The 17,996-nt window shown below is 35.3% G+C and carries 17 protein-coding genes; 9 read left to right on the forward strand and 8 right to left on the reverse strand.

The features are described from left to right. From AC07SW_RS11460 to AC07SW_RS11470, 3 genes are all read right to left on the reverse strand, one after another. Positions 1–1,794: hypothetical protein (locus AC07SW_RS11460; protein ID WP_494632919.1), on the reverse strand; the 1,794-nt coding region annotated here is incomplete at its 3' end. 114 nt (positions 1,795–1,908) lie between these two features. Continuing rightward, entirely contained in the window at positions 1,909–3,054 is a 1,146-nt protein-coding gene (locus AC07SW_RS11465; RefSeq protein ID WP_034572944.1) for a ParM/StbA family protein, read from the reverse strand. A gap of 485 nt (positions 3,055–3,539) precedes the next feature. Continuing rightward, positions 3,540–4,643 (reverse strand): ABC transporter ATP-binding protein, encoded by a 1,104-nt coding sequence (locus tag AC07SW_RS11470; protein WP_034572948.1) that lies wholly within the window; start codon positions 4,641–4,643, stop codon positions 3,540–3,542. A gap of 246 nt (positions 4,644–4,889) precedes the next feature. Between AC07SW_RS11470 and AC07SW_RS11475 the strand changes: the two genes are divergently transcribed. Further along, entirely contained in the window at positions 4,890–5,117 is a 228-nt protein-coding gene (locus AC07SW_RS11475; RefSeq protein ID WP_034572950.1) for a hypothetical protein, read from the forward strand. 59 nt (positions 5,118–5,176) lie between these two features. Here AC07SW_RS11475 and AC07SW_RS11480 read toward each other — a convergent pair whose 3' ends face one another. Both AC07SW_RS11480 and AC07SW_RS11485 read right to left on the reverse strand, forming a co-directional pair. Continuing rightward, positions 5,177–5,626 carry a threonine/serine exporter family protein gene (locus AC07SW_RS11480; RefSeq protein WP_034572953.1) on the reverse strand — a complete coding sequence of 150 codons (450 nt, stop codon included), beginning with the start codon at positions 5,624–5,626 and terminating at the stop codon, positions 5,177–5,179. Between the two features lie 21 nt (positions 5,627–5,647). After that, positions 5,648–6,400, reverse strand: a complete 753-nt coding sequence (locus AC07SW_RS11485) for a threonine/serine exporter family protein (RefSeq protein WP_135022860.1) — start codon at positions 6,398–6,400, stop codon at positions 5,648–5,650. A gap of 263 nt (positions 6,401–6,663) precedes the next feature. On the opposite strand from AC07SW_RS11485, the gene add reads away from it, so the two are divergent. From add to hpt, 8 genes are all read left to right on the forward strand, one after another. After that, positions 6,664–7,683, forward strand: coding sequence for an adenosine deaminase (gene add, locus AC07SW_RS11490; RefSeq protein WP_494632921.1), 1,020 nt, complete (start codon positions 6,664–6,666; stop codon positions 7,681–7,683). Positions 7,684–7,854: 171 nt separating this feature from the next. Continuing rightward, positions 7,855–8,418, forward strand: coding sequence for an alkyl hydroperoxide reductase subunit C (gene ahpC, locus AC07SW_RS11495; protein ID WP_034572964.1), 564 nt, complete (start codon positions 7,855–7,857; stop codon positions 8,416–8,418). Between the two features lie 82 nt (positions 8,419–8,500). After that, positions 8,501–10,186: an FAD-dependent oxidoreductase gene (locus AC07SW_RS11500; RefSeq protein WP_135022858.1), complete on the forward strand. Its 1,686-nt coding sequence runs from the start codon at positions 8,501–8,503 to the stop codon at positions 10,184–10,186. A 175-nt stretch (positions 10,187–10,361) separates the two neighbouring features. Beyond that, a complete protein-coding gene (locus AC07SW_RS11505) occupies positions 10,362–11,753 on the forward strand; it encodes an isochorismate synthase (RefSeq protein ID WP_135022857.1) in 1,392 nt (463 codons plus the stop codon). Then, a complete protein-coding gene (menD, locus tag AC07SW_RS11510) occupies positions 11,746–13,491 on the forward strand; it encodes a 2-succinyl-5-enolpyruvyl-6-hydroxy-3-cyclohexene-1-carboxylic-acid synthase (protein WP_119907297.1) in 1,746 nt (581 codons plus the stop codon). Before AC07SW_RS11505 ends, menD begins: the two co-directional genes overlap by 8 nt. Next, positions 13,481–14,293, forward strand: coding sequence for a 2-succinyl-6-hydroxy-2,4-cyclohexadiene-1-carboxylate synthase (menH, locus tag AC07SW_RS11515; RefSeq protein ID WP_238328656.1), 813 nt, complete (start codon positions 13,481–13,483; stop codon positions 14,291–14,293). The genes menD and menH overlap by 11 nt, the downstream gene beginning before the upstream one ends. Before the next feature lie 5 nt (positions 14,294–14,298). Then, positions 14,299–15,417, forward strand: coding sequence for an o-succinylbenzoate synthase (gene menC / locus AC07SW_RS11520; RefSeq protein ID WP_135022855.1), 1,119 nt, complete (start codon positions 14,299–14,301; stop codon positions 15,415–15,417). An 84-nt stretch (positions 15,418–15,501) separates the two neighbouring features. Further along, positions 15,502–16,038 (forward strand): hypoxanthine phosphoribosyltransferase, encoded by a 537-nt coding sequence (hpt, locus tag AC07SW_RS11525; RefSeq protein ID WP_034572978.1) that lies wholly within the window; start codon positions 15,502–15,504, stop codon positions 16,036–16,038. A gap of 60 nt (positions 16,039–16,098) precedes the next feature. Here hpt and AC07SW_RS11530 read toward each other — a convergent pair whose 3' ends face one another. The 3 genes from AC07SW_RS11530 to AC07SW_RS11540 form a co-directional block, all read right to left on the reverse strand. Continuing rightward, positions 16,099–16,305 (reverse strand): hypothetical protein, encoded by a 207-nt coding sequence (locus AC07SW_RS11530; protein WP_034572981.1) that lies wholly within the window; start codon positions 16,303–16,305, stop codon positions 16,099–16,101. An 80-nt stretch (positions 16,306–16,385) separates the two neighbouring features. After that, positions 16,386–16,730: an EF2685/EF0750 family sortase-dependent surface protein gene (locus tag AC07SW_RS11535; protein ID WP_119907294.1), complete on the reverse strand. Its 345-nt coding sequence runs from the start codon at positions 16,728–16,730 to the stop codon at positions 16,386–16,388. A gap of 17 nt (positions 16,731–16,747) precedes the next feature. After that, positions 16,748–17,905, reverse strand: a complete 1,158-nt coding sequence (locus tag AC07SW_RS11540; RefSeq protein WP_494632923.1) for a SpaA isopeptide-forming pilin-related protein — start codon at positions 17,903–17,905, stop codon at positions 16,748–16,750. Positions 17,906–17,996: the final 91 nt, after the last annotated feature.

The following is a 17,996-nucleotide window of genomic DNA, read 5'->3' on the forward strand; positions in this document are numbered from 1 at the left end:
ATCATCGAACTCATCGTCGTCATCAAATTCGTCATCATCATCGAACTCATCGTCGTCATCAAATTCGTCATCATCATCAGATACCTCATCAATATGTCTATGGTTCAGGTATGCAGTACAAAAAAGGTACATGCTGATTACTACAGAAATAAAAGATAATCCAATTTGTGGATAAGAAGTTTGAGAATAAACCGAAAGAATAAAGAAAATCAAGGTCACAATACTTAACAGCATTGTAGAATAGTGAATTAATTTATATTGTTTTTCACTATGTTGAATACGTGCATCTAGCTTATTGTCTAGTTCGATCGCTTTATCTTCTAAATAAGCAATATCTTCTTGTGTTTTAGTCGCCAAAATATGCTCTTTATGGGCTAAGCTTTTTTCAATAGCAGCTTTATGTTGTTGGAATTCTTCTTTATAAACTAAGAAGGATTCGCGCTCAGCCTTAAGCTGATAACGTTCATCTGCAATTATATTTTCATGTTGTGCTTTTTCTAATACAATCGCTTTTTCAGCTTCTTCTTTTAATGCGAAGATATTAGCTTTAGCAAGTTTTAGCATATTTTCAGCTTCATTTTGCGTATTTTCAATCAGAATTTGAGCATCACTACGCGCGCTTTTCAAAGCTGTTTCAGCTTGTTCAGCAGCGATTTCACTTTTCTTTTTAGCTTCGCCATTTGCACTGTTAATAATATTACTTGCCATTTTTTTGGCATCTTCAATTAATTTTTTGTTTTGTAGCTCAAGTTCTTGATTTTGAAGATCAATTTGTTTATTTTGGTTCTCAGCTTTTTCTTTGATGTCATTCAATAATTGTTGTGCTTCACGACCGGCTAAATCAATTTTTTCTTCAGCAATCTTTTCAGCTTGTTGAATAATTTCTTTTTCACGGGCTTTAAGATCAAGCTCTAGGGTATTTTGTCTTTCTTGATAGAATAAATCAAGTTTTTCAATTTTTTCTAAGTATTTACGCTCATACTCTTGTTCTTGATCTTCGTGTTTTTTAGTTAATTGAGCTAGTTTTTCTTGATAATTTTTTTCATCAAGCTCTTTTTTAGTCTGTGCTTGTTTTTCGAGTTCAGCTAATTTTGTTTCATATTTTTTATTGAATGCTTCTTCTTCTTCTTTACGAGCATTTTCAATAGCGATTTCTTTGGCTAAATATTTTTGTTCGTTTAATTCTTGTTGATCTGTATAGATTCCTTCAAGCATTTTCATTTTTTCGTGGTATTTTGTTTCAATATCTTTTTGTTTTTCTTCAGAAAGACGTTCGATTTCAGCCACTTTATGATTGTATTGTGATTCAAGTTCTTTTTGTTCAGCGAGTTGTTGTTCTTTTAATTGTTCGAGTTGTTGATTAAAATTGCTTTCCAACTCACTAGCAACTAATTGCTGCTTTGTTTCAATCCGGTTTGCTTTTTCTTGGTAATCAGCTTCTAATTTAGCTTGTTTTATTTCAAAAGCAGCTTCTAATTCAGTTAAACGTTTTTCATAATTTGCTTCTAGCTCAGTATTTTTTTCAATGTTGCGATTGTTGTCAATGCTTTTAAATTGAATTGTATTATTTGAGCGTGGGCTTTTTTGAAAAGTAGTTTTATTTGGTAAAACGGTAGCGTTACGTTGATTAATGTTATCAGTAGATTGTTCTTCTGATTTGATTTGATTAAAAACTAATTCGCTTTTAAACGGATCATCTTTTTTAGAATCAGTTGTTGGTTTAGAACTGACTTCATCTGAAGATAAAGCATCCATCAACGCATTTTTTTTATCTAAAAAATCATGAAGTTTCATAGGTGTACTCCTTTTTGTAGTTTTATCTTTTTTATTTTTTCCCTAGATGTTCAGACTAAAATTAAAGATACAACCAAACCGGCTGTATCTTTAACTTGGTTTAATAGTTATCGTTTATAGAACGCGATTAAAGTCCATTGTGTCATCATCTTGTGTAGCAGATGGTGTTAGGCCTTTATAGAAGTTTGCGTAACCATTTTTCATTAATTCAGTGTATAAAGGTTTGATGAAACTTGTAAACTGCTCATTTGTTGTAAATTGTTCTTGGAATGCTTTGATTGTATAAGACAAGCAGTTATCCCATTTAGCAGATTTTGAGAAAATTAAGTTTGACTTGTTTCCTTGTAATAAGTTTTCTAAATAAGGTTGTAACAACAAGCTTCCACCACCAGTAAAGATGATGTGTTGACCTTGAACATTAATGTTGTATCCACGAGATGCTAATTCACTAACGATTTCTTTTTTAATAAAGTTTTGAACAACATTATTAATGAAAGCAGTTGAATCAGAGAATCCTTCGATAGCACCGATGTCGAAAATTTTACCAGTTAAGATCGCTTCATTGTAATCAATACCACGGAAGTTCACGTTAGGATTTTCGATTGCTCTTCTCAATTCGGCTTCAAGAGTGGTTTCTAAATAATTCACTCCAGCTGCATCGATTGAGAAAGCTGTTTTCGCGTTGCCTTTATTGTCGAATTCACGGAAGTTTACATTTTGTCCACCAATATCTAACACGTAAAGTGAATAATAATCTTCTACTTCAGTCATTCTTGGTAACATTGCTTGTCCTTCTGGTAAGACGATGACATTTGTTAATTGGAAAGAAACGTCTTTGCCATTTTGTACGAATTCAATATGACCATCTTTATCACCATAAATCAGACGTTGGTAATCTTCGCGACGGAAGTTGTTTTGGAAATCTGTTGAAGGATAGCCTAAAACAAGTAATACTTCTTCGTCGTGATCTTCTTCAGTTAAAAAGTCTGCCACGGTTGCATAAATACATAATTTGTGGTGCAATGTATTTTTTGTTAATTCTGTGTTATAAGTGGTATCCACACCTTCACCTACCATATAGTTATGGCCATTTAGTTCCATACGGTATTGGCGTAAAGAGCTGTCTTCTTCTAAAAATCGTTCTTCGATAATCTCGTTAGATTTTGAAGGAAATGAGTTCACGTATTCTAGAGTGCCATTGTTTGAAAAACAAAAGCTTTTTACTTCATTTTTACCTGGATCTACTACAATAATTTTCATATTGATCTCCTTTATTTTTTCAAATTTATCAGGCTAGTTTATACTATCGATTAGTTGCATTAAATCACTTGTAATATAAAACTTCACTACCTATAATAGTCCCATTTTAAAGGAGGGAAGTCAACTGATTTATGGAAAATTATCGTTGTTTTTTTTTGCGTATTTTCGTCTCAGAAAAGGGAAAAAATAAAAAATAACTTGTAAGCGAATATCCTCGTTTAATATTTACTAGTTTTCCTTAATTATATAAGGGTTTCATTATTATGTTATCTAAATAAAAGAACAAGATTAAAGTTGAAAAAAGTAGTTAAATAGCTTAGTTTTATTTTTACAAAAACGTGAATTATTTTGAAACACTAAAAGAATAGCCTTTTTTTAAAACGAGAAGAAAAAAAAGACATCCTTAAAATAAATTAAGGATGTCGAAAAAGGGATTATTTATTTATCAAAAACATTATTTTCATAATGGAATGATTTTTTACAGGTTAACGAATGACATCTTCTGTTTCAGGATCAAAGAAATGGCCTTTATTTAAATTAAAGGCTAGGTCAACAAATTCGCCTGGATTATGGAAATCTCTTGCATCTACTTTAGAGATAAATTCGGTGTTATCAATACGAGTATACAACATTGTTTCGGCACCTAGTAATTCCGAAACGACAACTTCAGCATGAACAACACTTTCTGGATTTGAATCAAGGGTGATTTGCTCACTATGAATATCTTCTGGACGGATACCAAAGATTAATTTTTTGCCTTCGTATCCTTTTCCTTCTAGTAATTTACGTTTTCCTTCTGGAATTACTAATTTTAGTCCTAAACCATTAGAAATGACATTGCCTGTTAACGTGACCTCGAAGAAATTCATAGCGGGGGAACCAATAAAGCCGGCTACAAAGACATTTTTAGGTGTGTCGTATACTTCTTTAGGTGATCCAATTTGTTGAACAAAGCCATCTTTCATGATGACGATTCGATCGGCCATTGTCATAGCTTCTGTTTGGTCATGGGTTACATAGATAGTAGTAGTTTCCAAACGACGATGTAATTTCGCAATTTCAGCACGCATGGCAACTCTTAGTTTTGCATCTAAGTTGGATAGTGGTTCATCCATCAAGAAAACTTTAGCGTCACGAACAATTGCACGTCCTAAAGCTACACGTTGACGTTGTCCACCGGATAAAGCAGCTGGTTTGCGTTGTAAGTATTCTGTTAAACCAAGAATTTCACCTGCTTCTTCTACTCTTTTTTTAATTTCGGCTTTATCGTATTTACGTAATTTTAAACCAAAAGCCATATTATCGTATACAGTCATATGCGGATAAAGAGCATAGTTTTGGAAAACCATCGCAATGTCACGATCTTTAGGTGCTACATCATTCATTAAAGTATCGCCGATGAAAAGTTCTCCTTCGCTGATATCTTCTAGTCCAGCAATCATTCTCAATGTAGTTGATTTTCCGCAACCAGACGGTCCAACGAAGACAATAAATTCACGATCTTGAATAGTTAAATTAAAATCTGTAACTGAAAAGTTTTCAGCATTGTCATATTTTTTATAAATGTTATTTAAAGCAATCTCTACCATGATATCATCCCACATTCTATTTATTTTGTTGTTAAATCAAGTATATTAGAAAACGGTTTCATTTGGTATGGCGTAATGCACAAAAAAGACTTAATAGTTTCGTAAAAGCTGCACAAAATAAGCGCGCTAGCAAGGATGAGATTAAAAATTTCTTTTTTTTAAGAAAAAATTTCAATAAAAGTTTCATCTTAATATGCTACTATTAAGAAGAATAAGCCGGTATTTGAAAAGGAGCGAAATAATAAAATGATTGAAAAAAATTGGGATGATGGCGTAATTTATAATATCGGATTTATGGCGCAAATTCATTTGAAAAACGGAGAAATCAATCAAAAAGAAATTCATCAAACAATAGTGTTGCCTATGACTCTTTCTGAACTAGAAATTAAAGTCCTTATTTTGGAAAAATTTGATCATATTATAGAAGTGACTTATGTAGATGAATTATACTCCGCTTTGATTTTAAAAAACTAAAAATAAGTAGATTGAAAAACGCAGTTTAAGAGAAAGTTTCTTAGACTGCGTTTTTTAGATTAAAAGTGTTCTTTTTTTTCACGGAAATTACGAATATTGTGGTTAAATACTTCAGAAATGACTAAGCCAGATGCGATAGCGCCAGCAACTAACAGAACCTTTACGCTAAATGAGACGGCGGCTACATAGTCTCCTAAAACAAGATTACGAACTGCTTGATAAGCTAAGGCACCAGGAACCAATGGAACAATACCTGGAATGTTAAAAATAGTCACAGGCAGTTTTTTTATTCTGGAAAAGAGATTACTGAAAATAGCTACGGTGAACGCGCCTAAAAAGGTTGCTAAAACAGTACTAACACCAAATTGACCTGTTCCCCAATAAACAATCCACCCTAGCATCCCTGTTAAACCACAGCTTATTAAAGAACGTTTTGGTACATTTGTAATAATGGCAAAAGCAGCCGTTGTTAAAAAACTAAAGGCTAATTGAATAGTTAAGTCAAACATAGTGGTAGAGCTCCTTTCTGTTTAATAGAACATTTGGAAGACAACAGCGATTCCGATTCCAATCATACAAGCAGTAATCAATGCTTCTGTACCCCGTGCCATACCAGACAATAAATGCCCTGCTAATAAATCACGAACTGAATTGGTAATCGGTACACCAGGAACTAAAGGCATGACGCTTCCGATAATCATTCCATCTACACTGACACCCCATCCAATTGAGACCGTTGCAATAGCAAGCAATCCAATCACAAAAGCAGCAAAAAATTCAGCTAAAAATTTAACTTTTAAAAATTCATTACTATAGTAATAAACAGCAAAACCAATGGCTCCAATAATGCAGGATTGAATAAAGTCAGGCCATGCACCACCAAATAGAATCATTAAGGTACCACTAACCATAGCGGCTGCGATAATTTGTAACCAAATAGGAAAAAAATCATTTTCATTTTCCACCTGTTTAAGACGTGTGGAAAGTGTTGGGAGATCAATTTTTTGAGCGGAAAATTCTCGAGATAAATCATTTACTTTGGATACACGTTCAAGATTGATTGAACGGCTGGGAATTTGTTGTAATTTAACAGAGCTTCCGCCTTCTATTGCCATAAAAATGCCCGTTGGAGTTACAAAACTAATCCCTTTTTTACCACTTTCAACAGTCGCGATTCGATTCATCGTATCTTCTACCCGATACATCTCAGCGCCACTCTCCATCATAATTTTACCTGCTAAAAGACAAGTATCTAATAATAAGTCTGTATAGGCTTTTGACAAGAGAAAACCTCCTTTAATTAAATGGATTTCTAAGCATTCATACTCACTAATAGTATCTTAAAAAGCACAAGATGGCTAGTTTTTTTACAAGCAAAAGTAACTAGACTTCTCAGTTTAAAGACGAACGTTTTTTAGAAGTAAGGGATTTCAATTTAGCTTTTTTATGAAAAGTTTTTCATTTTTTATAAAAAAGCTTTCATTTTTCATGAAAATCCGTTATCATCAATTAACTATTTCGTTACTTTAAAAAGGAGATGACACGATTGGAACAAAAAACAGTTGAAAATTTGCCAAAAGTAGAATTACATTGTCACTTAGATGGATCTGTAAGTAAAAAAACACTTCGCAACATTGCTAATGAGCAGGGTTATGAACTTCCTGAAAATGAAGAAGCCCTACGCACCTTAGTAGAAGCGGGTGAAGGCTGTCAAAGTTTGTTGGAATATATTGGGAAATTTGAGACGGTTTTAGATTGCTTACAAGTAGAGTCAGCTCTTGAAGAAGTTGCGTATGAATTGATTGGGGACGTTGCAAAAGAAAATGTGACCTATATAGAAGTTCGTTTTGCACCAATGCTTTCAACGCGTAAAGGGTTATCTGCAGAACGCGTCATCCAATCGGTAGTAGAAGGATTAAAAAAAGGTGAACGAGATTTTGGTGTTAAAAGTAACGGAATTTTATGTATGATGCGAGGGCATCAGGAAAAAGACAACCTAGAGATTGTTGAATTGACGAAAGAATTTTTAGGTCAAGGGATTGTAGGGATTGATTTAGCAGGTGACGAAGCCAATTATCCGCCAAAAGAGTATAAAAAAATAATTAAGTTAGCAGTAGAGTATGATTTACCCATAACCCTTCATGCAGGTGAATGTGGTTGTGCAACAAATGTGCAAGATTCAGTCGATTTAGGAGCTACTCGAATTGGCCATGGGATTGCTCTAAAAGATGATCCAGAGATTTTAAATTATTGTATTTCAAAAGGGATTACCATTGAAATTTGTCCAAACAGTAACTTGCAAACAAAAACGGTAGACAAATGGGGAAACTACCCCTTTGAAGAATTTCAAAAAGCTGGATTGAAATTGGCTGTTAGTACAGATAATCGAGCTGTTTCTAATACTAATTTAACAAAAGAATTTATGACATTAGACCGTTTGTATCAAATTGGCTATAGAGGAATGGAAGAATTAACACTTAATGGCATTCAAGCTAGTTTTGCAGATGAAACAACGAAAAAAATATTAAAAAAACAAGTTTTAGAGTCTTACCAGTTAGTCCATTAAGAATAAGGATTGAGCCTACTATTCAAAAGATCAAAAATGAATCTATTTTTGGTCTTTTTTACGTTGATAATGCGAATATAAGCGCTAGATTATAATAATTCGTTTGACGTAATAATTATCGTTTGTTACAATTAAACTAGTAAAACGAACTATTAAAAAGGAGTGGAAATAATGAATTTAATCAATACTAAATTAATGGAATTTGAAGCAGATGCGTACCAAAATGGTGAATTTATTAAAGTAACAACCGATGATGTTTTAGGAAAATGGAGTATTTTCTTCTTTTACCCAGCAGATTTCTCATTTGTTTGTCCAACTGAATTAGGAGACGTTCAAGATCACTATGCAGCATTACAAGCGATTGATTGCGAAGTTTATTCAGTTTCAACCGACAGCCACTTTGTACATAAAGCGTGGGCGGATGCGACGGATACAATTGGAAAAATTCAATATCCAATGATTGCTGATCCAACTGGAAAAATCTCACGTTTCTTTGGCGTGATGGATGAAGAAGCTGGTCAAGCATACCGTGGTTCATTCGTCGTAAATCCAAGAGGCGAAATCAAAGCTTACGAAATCCATGATATGGGAATTGGTCGTAATGCCGATGAACTAGTTAGAAAATTAGAAGCTGCTCAATTCGTAGAAGAACATGGCGATCAAGTTTGTCCTGCAAACTGGAAGCCAGGAGCAGATACAATTGCACCAAGCCTAGACTTAGTTGGTAAAATTTAACATGAAATAAATAGAAGCTCTGTTCCATAATGGATGGAATGGAGCTTTTTTTAGAAGACAAATAAAAAGGAGTTTTGAAACGATGACAGAACAGATATATGATTTGATTATTATTGGTGGTGGACCGGCAGGCTTGTCTGCAGGAATTTATGCAGGTCGGGCAATGTTGGATACCCTGATTATTGAAAAAGAAAAAATTGGTGGACAAGTGACAACGACTTCTGAAATTGTGAATTATCCAGGGGTTCGAAAATCAACTGGTGCAGGATTGACGGAAGAAATGTACTTACAAGCACAAGATTTTGGCGTAGAATTTGCGACGGGCGAAATTAGTGAAGTTGAATTGGAACAAGAAGTTAAGATTATCAAAACAGCTACGACAACTTATAAAACCAGAGCAGTGATCATCGCAACGGGTGCATCAGCACGTAAAATTGGCTTTCCTGGTGAAACGGAATTTACAGGCCGAGGAATTGCGTACTGTTCAACTTGTGATGGGGAATTTTTCAGTGGCTTAGATATTTTTGTGATTGGTGGAGGTTATGCTGCGGCAGAAGAAGCGGTCTTTTTAACACGTTATGGAAAAAGTGTTACAATGATCATCCGAGAGCCAGATTTCACCTGTGCTAAAATGACTGCAGATCAAGCAAAAAACAATCCAAATATTAAAATTATTTATAATACCGAAGTCAAAGAAGTAACAGGTGATGACTTCATGAAAAAAGCTGTTTTCTTAAACAATGAAACGGGGGAAACGTTTACTTATGAAGCTTCTGCAGAAGATGGCGCATTTGGGATGTTTGTATTCGCTGGGAATCAGCCAAGTACCGAAATCTTTGAAGGCAAAATTGAGTTAACGCCGCAAGGATTTATTCCTACGAATGAGCTAATGGAGACGAGTGTGACGGGTGTTTATGCAGCAGGTGATTTACGTGTTAAAGAATTGAGACAAATCGTTACAGCTGTAGCAGATGGTGGAATTGCAGCAACAGTTGCTGAAAAATACGTTACAAATGAAAAAGAACGTCTTGGATTGCCAGCCGTTAGTGAGAAAATGTTGAAAAAAGAAGTGAAAGAACATAAAGCAGAGTCTGTTAAAAAAGCTGAAAAGTCAAAAACTACTGCTTCAAATGAGTGGTTCCCAGAAACGATGAAAGAGCAGTTAAAGGGTATTTTTAGTAAACTGACAACGAATGTAACCTTAGTGAATTTATTTGACCAAAATGATGCAAAATCAATTGAATTGCAAGCCTTTTTACAGCAAATTGAGCCTTTAAGTGAACATATTCAATTTGAAAACCGCATGTTGGGCCAAGACGATGCATTTGAAAAGAAAATCAATTTAACAAGAACGCCCACAGCTGTCTTATTGAATGATCAAGGAGAATACACAGGAATTAAATTTAGTGGCGTTCCAAGTGGACATGAATTAAATTCATTAGTCTTAGCAATATACAACGTGGGAAGTGCGGGCCAACCGATTGAAGATGCATTAGTTCAACGGATTCAAAAATTACCTGCTTCAAAAATTGAAATTTGTGTCTCTTTAACCTGTCATTATTGCCCAGATGTAGTAGCAGCTTGTCAACGCATTGCCTCTCTTAATCATAAGGTAGAAGCAGAAATGATTGATACAGCATTATTCCCTGATTTGAAAAAAGAGAAGAAAATTATGAGCGTTCCAGCGATGATTATGGATCATCAGCAAGTGATTTTCGGAGCTAAAACCTTAGAAGAAATCGTAACGGCATTAGAATCAGCTCAATAGAATAAACAATCAAAACCCCAAGTTCATTTTCATTGAATTTGGGGTTTCGTTTTTATTAAGCAGAAGCAGCCAATAAAACGATTAAATTTCCCTATTATTCAATCAATGAATCTGTATTTTTGTTTGGTTTTTGTTATACTAAGAAGTGATTAAGAGAATTAAGGAGCGAATCAAAATGGTAGAATTACCAGTGGGTCTAGTAGCGCAAGTAGAAGAATTATTAACCAAACAAGAAAAAGTTTTAGTCAGCTGGGTAACAAAAATAGAGTCGTTGAACCCATTGATGATTTTTAAACAAGGAAAAGGAGTATATTCAACAAAACGCTTTTTTTGGCAAAATCCTTCAAAAAAGGTAACGCTAGTGGGATTAGGAAGTACAAATCAATTTTGCTCAAATAAAGGAATAACGAGTTATCAAGGTGTCCACGAATTTAATCAGCAATTAAAAAAACAAACGGCAACGAATCAAAAAAGGCGCGCAACGGGTGCCCTTTTATTTGGTGGCTTTGACTTCGACCCTGAACGTGGAGAATCTAAAGAATGGCAAGATTTTCAATCGGCATTTTTTTATTTGCCAACGTATTTAGTAACTGTACTTTCAGAAGAAACCTACTTAACTATTAATTTTTACGTAGATTCTCAAACAGACTTACATCAGAAGGCTAACGAATTTTTTGGGAAATGGGAAGAACTTCTTGAAGAACAAATAGTATCTAAAGCAGCCAAAGCAGTTGTTACTAACAAAACTGAATTAGCAACAACAGAATGGATACAAGCCGTTGACGAAACAGTTGAATTGATTAAACAATCCACGACGTTACAAAAAGTGGTATTATCTAGGCAATTATTGGTTGAACACGATTCAGTTGTAGACGTTGAAGATGTTTTAGAGCGGCTGATGATGACGCAACAAAATAGTTATTTTTTTGTTTTAGAAAATAAAGAGAAAGCTTTTATTGGTGCAACGCCAGAACAATTACTTGCAGCAGAGAATCAGCATTATTATTCAGCTTGTGTAGCTGGATCTGCCCCAAGAGGGAAAACGAAAGCAGAAGATCAAGTCATTGGAGAGGCATTATTGAAGGATCATAAAAATACACATGAACACCATTTAGTTGTTGAAATGATTTCTGAAACCCTACGAACATTGACGATGGATTTGAATGTTTCTGGAAATCCAACACTTTTAAAAAATCGAGATATTCAGCATTTATTTGTGACAGTTGAAGGAAAAAGACAGGCGACTGTTCCATTTCTAATGGCAGTTAAAGCCATGCATCCAACTCCAGCATTAGGTGGTTTGCCAAGAAACGAGGCGTTAGCAGTTATTCGTGAAAAGGAGCCTTATCATCGTGGGTTTTATGGAGCACCAATTGGTTGGCTAAACCAAGATGACGAGGGAGAATTTGCTGTAGCTATTCGTTCAGCCTTACTAATGGAAAAGCAAAGTATATTATTTGCAGGTTGTGGCTTAGTAGCCGGTTCAAAATCAGCAGAAGAATTAATTGAAACAAGAATAAAATTTCAACCGATGTTAAGAGCTTTAGGAGGATTAGATCATGAGTAACTACCAAGTAGCAATGACCGATTATTTAGCGACATTTATTGAAGAATTGATTCAAGCAGGCGTCAAAGAAGCCATAATTAGCCCCGGTTCACGTTCTACTCCGTTGGCTATTTTGATGGCAGAGCATCCAGCTTTAAAAATTTATGTTGACGTCGATGAACGTTCAGCAGGTTTTTTTGCGTTAGGGATTGCTAAAGCAGGGAAACGTCCCGTCGTTTTATTATGTACATCAGGGACAGCAGCAGCTAATTATATGCCAGCAGTAGCGGAAGCAAAATTGTCAGGAATTCCTTTATTAGTATTAACTGCGGACCGACCTCACGAACTACGAAATGTCGGCGCTCCTCAAGCAATGGATCAGGTTCACTTATACAGTACTCATGTGAAATATTTTACGGATATGGCACTCCCAGAAAACTCAGTCGAAATGCTACGCTATGCAAAATGGCAAGGGAGCAAAGCAGTTGATATTGCGATGACAGCGCCACGTGGTCCCGTTCATTTGAACTTTCCATTAAGAGAACCACTTGTTCCAATTTTAGACCCCTCTCCATTCACACAAGAAAAAGCAATTCGTCATACCCATATTTATTACGCGCATCAAGTGATTCAACCAGAACTTATTCAACAAATTATTGCTAGTTGTGAAGGTAAAAAGGGAATGATTATTGTAGGACCAAATAGTAAGAAAGAATTTGCCGAACCACTTGCGGCGTTTGCCAAGCAAATCAAATGGCCTATTTTAGCAGATCCGTTGTCAGGATTAAGAACATATGGCGATACTGACGACACGGTTATTGACCAATACGACACCTTTTTAAGAGAGCAAGATTTAGTGACGGAGTTGATTCCAGAAGTCATTATTCGATTTGGAGCAATGCCCGTTTCTAAATCTTTAATGAAATGGATTGAACAATTTGAAGATAGTTTGTATTACTTGGTGGATTCTGGTAATGAGTGGAAAGACCCAACGAAGCAAGCAACGGATATCATTCACTGCGATGAACGCTTTTTAGTAGATGCTTTAGCAAAAGACTTTAAAAAAGCAACCAGTTCAGATTGGTTGCAAAGTTGGCAACATGTTAATAAGGCAACAGAAACGGTTGTTAACGAGTATTTGACCACCTTAACAGAAGCAAATGAGGGACAATTGATTCGCTGGATTAGAGAATATTTACCAACAAAATCAGGATTGTTTATTGGAAACAGTATGCCAATTCGAGATGTGGATACCTTCTTTAATAAAACAAATAAATCAATCAAATTATTAGCTAATCGTGGTGCCAATGGAATTGACGGAGTTATCTCGAGTGCCTTAGGTAGTGGAACTGTGATTCAGCCTATGTATTTGGTGATTGGAGACTTATCTTTTTATCATGATATGAATGGTTTGGCAATGGCTCAAAAATATGGCTTAAATTTAACGATTATTCTAGTCAATAATAGTGGTGGTGGTATTTTCTCATTTTTACCGCAAGCAACGTTACCAAAACATTTTGAGACACTTTTTGGAACGGAACTAGCTTTGAATTTTGAAACGATTGCAGAATTGTACCAAGGTAATTACCAAGCGCCTAAAACACAAGAAGAATTTCATGAAGCAATGGATTTAGCTAGTTTTCATAAAGGGTTAGATATTATTGAAATCAAAACCAATCGATATGAAAATGTAGCAAGCCATCGTGAGCTTTATCAAGCAGTGTCAAAAGCCTTAAAGGATCATGGTTATGAAAATTAAGCTAAGAGGGCTGAGCTATGATTATGTTCTTTCCCAAGGACAGTCAAAGACAACCTGGTTGTTGCTACATGGATTTACAGGGACGAAGAACACTTTTCGTCAAATCCTGCCAGTCTTAGAAGAAGACACGGTTTTGACGCTTGATTTGTTGGGTCACGGCAACACAACAAGCCAAGCGGACTTTTCCCGCTATGCAATTGAGGAGCAATGTAAGGATTTAGCAGACTTATTAGATCAACTAGAGGTTCCAAAAGTCTCGCTACTCGGCTATTCAATGGGAGGGCGATTGGCATTAGCCTTTACGTTATATTATCCAGAAAGAGTAGAGAAATTGGTTTTAGAAAGTAGTTCACCGGGATTGAAAACGCAACAAGAGCAACAACTACGTCAAATTCAAGATCAAGCATTAGCCGATAAAGTCATGGAAAAAGGCCTTGTCTCATTTGTAAACGATTGGGAAAATCTCGCCTTATTTTCATCTCAAAAAAAATTGACACTTGCTACACAAGAAGCGATTCGCAAAGAACGCCTTAGTCAAGATGTAGAAGGGCTGCAAAAAAGTTTGATTAGTATGGGAACAGGAAGTCAGCCTAGTTACTGGAATCAATTATCCACTATCAATTGTCCTGTTTTTCTTTTTGTAGGATCATTAGATACTAAATTTTGTCAACTTGCAGCTCAAATAAATCCCCACTTAAAAAAGGGATCCATTGTTACATTTTCTGAAGTAGGGCATGCCGTTCATCTAGAAGCGCCAGCAGAATTTTCTGTAGCATTAAAAAACTTAGACAATAGAAGGTGAGACCTATGAAACTTAGCCAAGTAAACCTGTATCAGTTAGCTATGCCTTTAGTGACACCATTTGTTACGAGTTATGGTGTGATGAAAGAAAAGCCATTTTATTTGGTGGAAGTAGTTGAGGAGAATGGTCAAAAAGGTTACGGAGAGCTGGAAGCTTTTGCAGTACCTGATTATACAGAAGAAACGAGTGAGACCGCTTATCTGATTTTAAAACATCATTTGCTTCCGTTGTTAAAAGGTGAGGACATTCAACATCCACGTGAAATAAAAGAACGGTTTTCAAGCATTAGAGGAAATGAAATGGCAAAGGCAGCCGTTGAATCAGCTGTTTGGGATTTATATGGAAAATGTAAACACCGTTCTTTAGCAAGTTTACTTGGAGGAAGTCGTCAAATAATTGATGTCGGCGTAAGTATTGGAATTCAAGAAAATACAGACACACTGTTAGAACTTGTTTCAAAATATGTAGATGCAGGCTATACACGAGTGAAATTGAAAATTAAACCAGGATTCGATAAAGAACCCATTCAAGCTATTCGAGAAAAATATCCAACTTTAGTATTAATGGCAGATGCCAATTCTGCATATACGAGGTCTGATATCAAATTGATAAAAGAATTGGACCACTATCAGTTAGCCATGATTGAACAACCTTTTGGTGTCCGAGATTTCTTAGATCATGCTTGGTTGCAAAAGCAAGTTCAAACCAGAATCTGTCTAGATGAAAATATTCGCTCATTGTCTGATGTTCAATTAGCAGTGGCATTAGGCAGTTGCAAGGCAGTTAATTTAAAATTTTCTAGAGTGGGTGGATTAACTGAAGCGTTAGAAATCATTTCGTATTGTGACCAAGAAGACCTATTAGTCTGGTGCGGAGGCATGCTTGAAGCGGGCGTAGGACGAGCTCATAATTTGGCTTTGGCTTCTCGTTCAGAATTTCGTTTTCCTGGAGATATTTCACAAACGAGCCGTTATTTTGAATCAGATATTGTAACGTCAGATTTTTCATTCAAGGAAGGAAAAATGTCCGTGCCAAATGGGTTTGGAATAGGTGTGGCTATCGATTTTAAACAAGTAGATAAGTTTTTTATTCAAAAAGAAACGTTACTTTTAAGTAATAAGTGATTGTTTCTTTCCTTGGAAACTGCTAAAATGCAAGACGTACTGTTTTAATCAAATTGAGAAAACTTAAAGGAGTTTACCAATCAAATGCATAAAGATATTCAAGAGATTCTTTACTCGGAGCAAGAGTTACGAGCAAAAGCCGCCGAATTAGGAAAGCAGCTGTCAAAAGATTACGAAGGAAAAAATCCTTTGGTCGTTGGGATTTTAAAAGGCGCTATTTTTTTTATCACTGATTTAGTGAAGGAAATGGATATTGATGTTGAGTTAGATTTTATGGATGTTTCGAGCTATGGAAATGCAACTGTTTCTACAGGTGAAGTAAAAATCATTAAAGACTTGAGCACGAATGCTGAAGGGCGCGATATTTTAATTGTGGAAGATATCATCGATAGTGGGCGTACATTGGAATATCTAGTCAACTTATTTAAATACCGTAAAGCGAATTCAGTGAAATTGGTAACATTGCTTGATAAACCAGAAGGTAGAGTAGTGGATATTACCGCAGATTATGTAGGGTTCCCAGTACCTAATGAATTTGTTGTAGGGTATGGAATTGATTATGCTGAAAAATATCGCAATTTGCCTTATATTGGAATTGTAAAACGTGAAGTTTACGAATGATGAAATCGAAAAAAAGGGAATTTTGACTAACAGTCAAAATTCCCTTTTTTTATAGAAAAATTATAGCTTCAAAGCTAGACCTTCTGCATCTTCTTCAATGACTATAATTTTTTTTACGTTATTAAAGCAGTTTGAAATACTAGTTTTTACTTTTTCTTGGGACCATTCTGTTGGAAAAACCAACGTTTTGCTGATTTCTAAGTTAGTATGAGTTTGAAATACAACATAATAAATGGTGACATCATTCCAATATTGTTCAATAGTCATCAGCTACCTCCTAGTGTTCTTTTTAATGTAGCCCAACAAACAACTAGTATGGACTACTTCATTAAGGGTTAGGGTAGTACCTATTGAAGATTGCTACATTTAGTTTTCTTTTTTGTTTTATATAAAACAAGTAGACCAACGATAGCACTTAGTACACCAATCTTAAAATAAAGAGCTAATTTTTCCTCACCTGTTTGAGGAAGTTTGTTAAGATTCGATTCTTTGATTGAGGGTGCTGGTTTCTCAATAGGATCTTGAGGTTTTTCTTTGATTGGCGGTACTACGGAAGATGAATCTGAATAGTAAAACTCAACGGTTCCAGTCGTTTCATGAATGTTATCATCTGCCAAAGCTTGTGTTGGAATACTAAGACATATCAAAATTGAAAGTAGCGACGCAATGAAGATTGGTTTCTTATTTTTCATTTAGATCTCCTTTCTTACTAAGGTGTATCAGATAGTGTCCATACAATTGAACTGGAATACTTTACAACTTTTTTTGCGGCAGTTTTAGGGACACTTAATTCAAACTTAGATAGTTCTAACGTCGAAATTCCCGTTCCTTCATTTGCTTTTGCACCAAAAATAGTTTTTTCTTCATTTGGAATTAAAGTTGCAGTGGTTCCTTGAATTCCATTAGATGGAATCACATTTGCATTACTATTTACAGTACCTGCTGTTATGAGTAAGTGTGCGCCTGTTAATTCGGTGGCACCATTTTTGAACTGTTCCAATTGTTTGGCTTTTAATTTCCAGCCACTTGTTGTTGTACGATTATCGTCAACTTTTAAAGTGCTAGTAATGGTTTTACTGGTTTGATTTCCATCTACTGTAGCAAGCCATTTTTCATCCGAACTATTTTGAATTGAATGTGTTCCGAAGTTTAAGTCACTTGGGAATTGACTATCAATCATGGTTACTCGTTGTTTTTCATTAAAAACAACGAGTGGTGTTTGCTCAGTAGAACTCACTGTAAAGTGCTGTTTCGTTTCATCTAAAACGTACCCAGTAGGTGGGATTGTTTCTTGGAAATAGTAATCGCCATATTCTAGAGAAACATTGATTAAACCATTAGCATCCGTAACTAAATCCGTCTTAATAGGTGTTGTTTCGCCTACTTTGTAAAGATCAAAATGAGCATCTGGAAGTAGAATGCTAGGAGTCGATTTGTCTTTCTTGATTAGAGAAATCTCCTGTGCAGCTTTTTTATTAGTAAATATTTTATCATTATGAGGAACGAAAATAGGGCGACTACCTGGTCGATTTATCATTTGTTCGGTAATAGATATACCAATTGGTGATGTATCTAATGCATAGCCAGGTGCAGCTTCAGTTTCTCTAAAATAGACATTTCCGGTATCTAAATTACTAACAACAATTTGACCATTTTCATCTGTAATTAAGTTTTCTGCCAAAATTTTATTAGTAAATGATTTGAATAAGGTGAATTTAGCCCCTGGTATTCGAATAGAGGGATCATCTGCATCCACTTTTGTAAGTCGTGCATGACCTTTAAGTGGAACGTTGTAATAAGTTAATTCAGTATTACCGTTTACAGTAACCGTGTGCTCTGTAATATCACCAAGCCCATAAACGACCACATCGGCTTCACCAGCCTCAGTTTGAACAACTCTGTATTTACTACCAAGTTCGGCAGGGATTGTAAAGTAACCTCCAACTACCTTGTAAGAA

The organism is Carnobacterium sp. GW821-FHT04C06, assembly GCF_059420345.1.

What these genes read in the sequence shown, in the direction of transcription:
- AC07SW_RS11470 (WP_034572948.1), bottom strand. Translation starts at nt 4,643, where the DNA reads ATGGTAGAGATTGCTTTAAATAACATTTATAAAAAATATGACAATGCT.
- hpt (WP_034572978.1), top strand. Translation starts at nt 15,502, where the DNA reads ATGCATAAAGATATTCAAGAGATTCTTTACTCGGAGCAAGAGTTACGA.
- AC07SW_RS11530 (WP_034572981.1), bottom strand. Translation starts at nt 16,305, where the DNA reads ATGACTATTGAACAATATTGGAATGATGTCACCATTTATTATGTTGTA.
- ahpC (WP_034572964.1), top strand. Translation starts at nt 7,855, where the DNA reads ATGAATTTAATCAATACTAAATTAATGGAATTTGAAGCAGATGCGTAC.
- AC07SW_RS11535 (WP_119907294.1), bottom strand. Translation starts at nt 16,730, where the DNA reads ATGAAAAATAAGAAACCAATCTTCATTGCGTCGCTACTTTCAATTTTG.
- menD (WP_119907297.1), top strand. Translation starts at nt 11,746, where the DNA reads ATGAGTAACTACCAAGTAGCAATGACCGATTATTTAGCGACATTTATT.
- AC07SW_RS11465 (WP_034572944.1), bottom strand. Translation starts at nt 3,054, where the DNA reads ATGAAAATTATTGTAGTAGATCCAGGTAAAAATGAAGTAAAAAGCTTT.
- AC07SW_RS11500 (WP_135022858.1), top strand. Translation starts at nt 8,501, where the DNA reads ATGACAGAACAGATATATGATTTGATTATTATTGGTGGTGGACCGGCA.
- AC07SW_RS11475 (WP_034572950.1), top strand. Translation starts at nt 4,890, where the DNA reads ATGATTGAAAAAAATTGGGATGATGGCGTAATTTATAATATCGGATTT.
- AC07SW_RS11505 (WP_135022857.1), top strand. Translation starts at nt 10,362, where the DNA reads ATGGTAGAATTACCAGTGGGTCTAGTAGCGCAAGTAGAAGAATTATTA.
- menC (WP_135022855.1), top strand. Translation starts at nt 14,299, where the DNA reads ATGAAACTTAGCCAAGTAAACCTGTATCAGTTAGCTATGCCTTTAGTG.
- menH (WP_238328656.1), top strand. Translation starts at nt 13,481, where the DNA reads ATGAAAATTAAGCTAAGAGGGCTGAGCTATGATTATGTTCTTTCCCAA.
- AC07SW_RS11480 (WP_034572953.1), bottom strand. Translation starts at nt 5,626, where the DNA reads ATGTTTGACTTAACTATTCAATTAGCCTTTAGTTTTTTAACAACGGCT.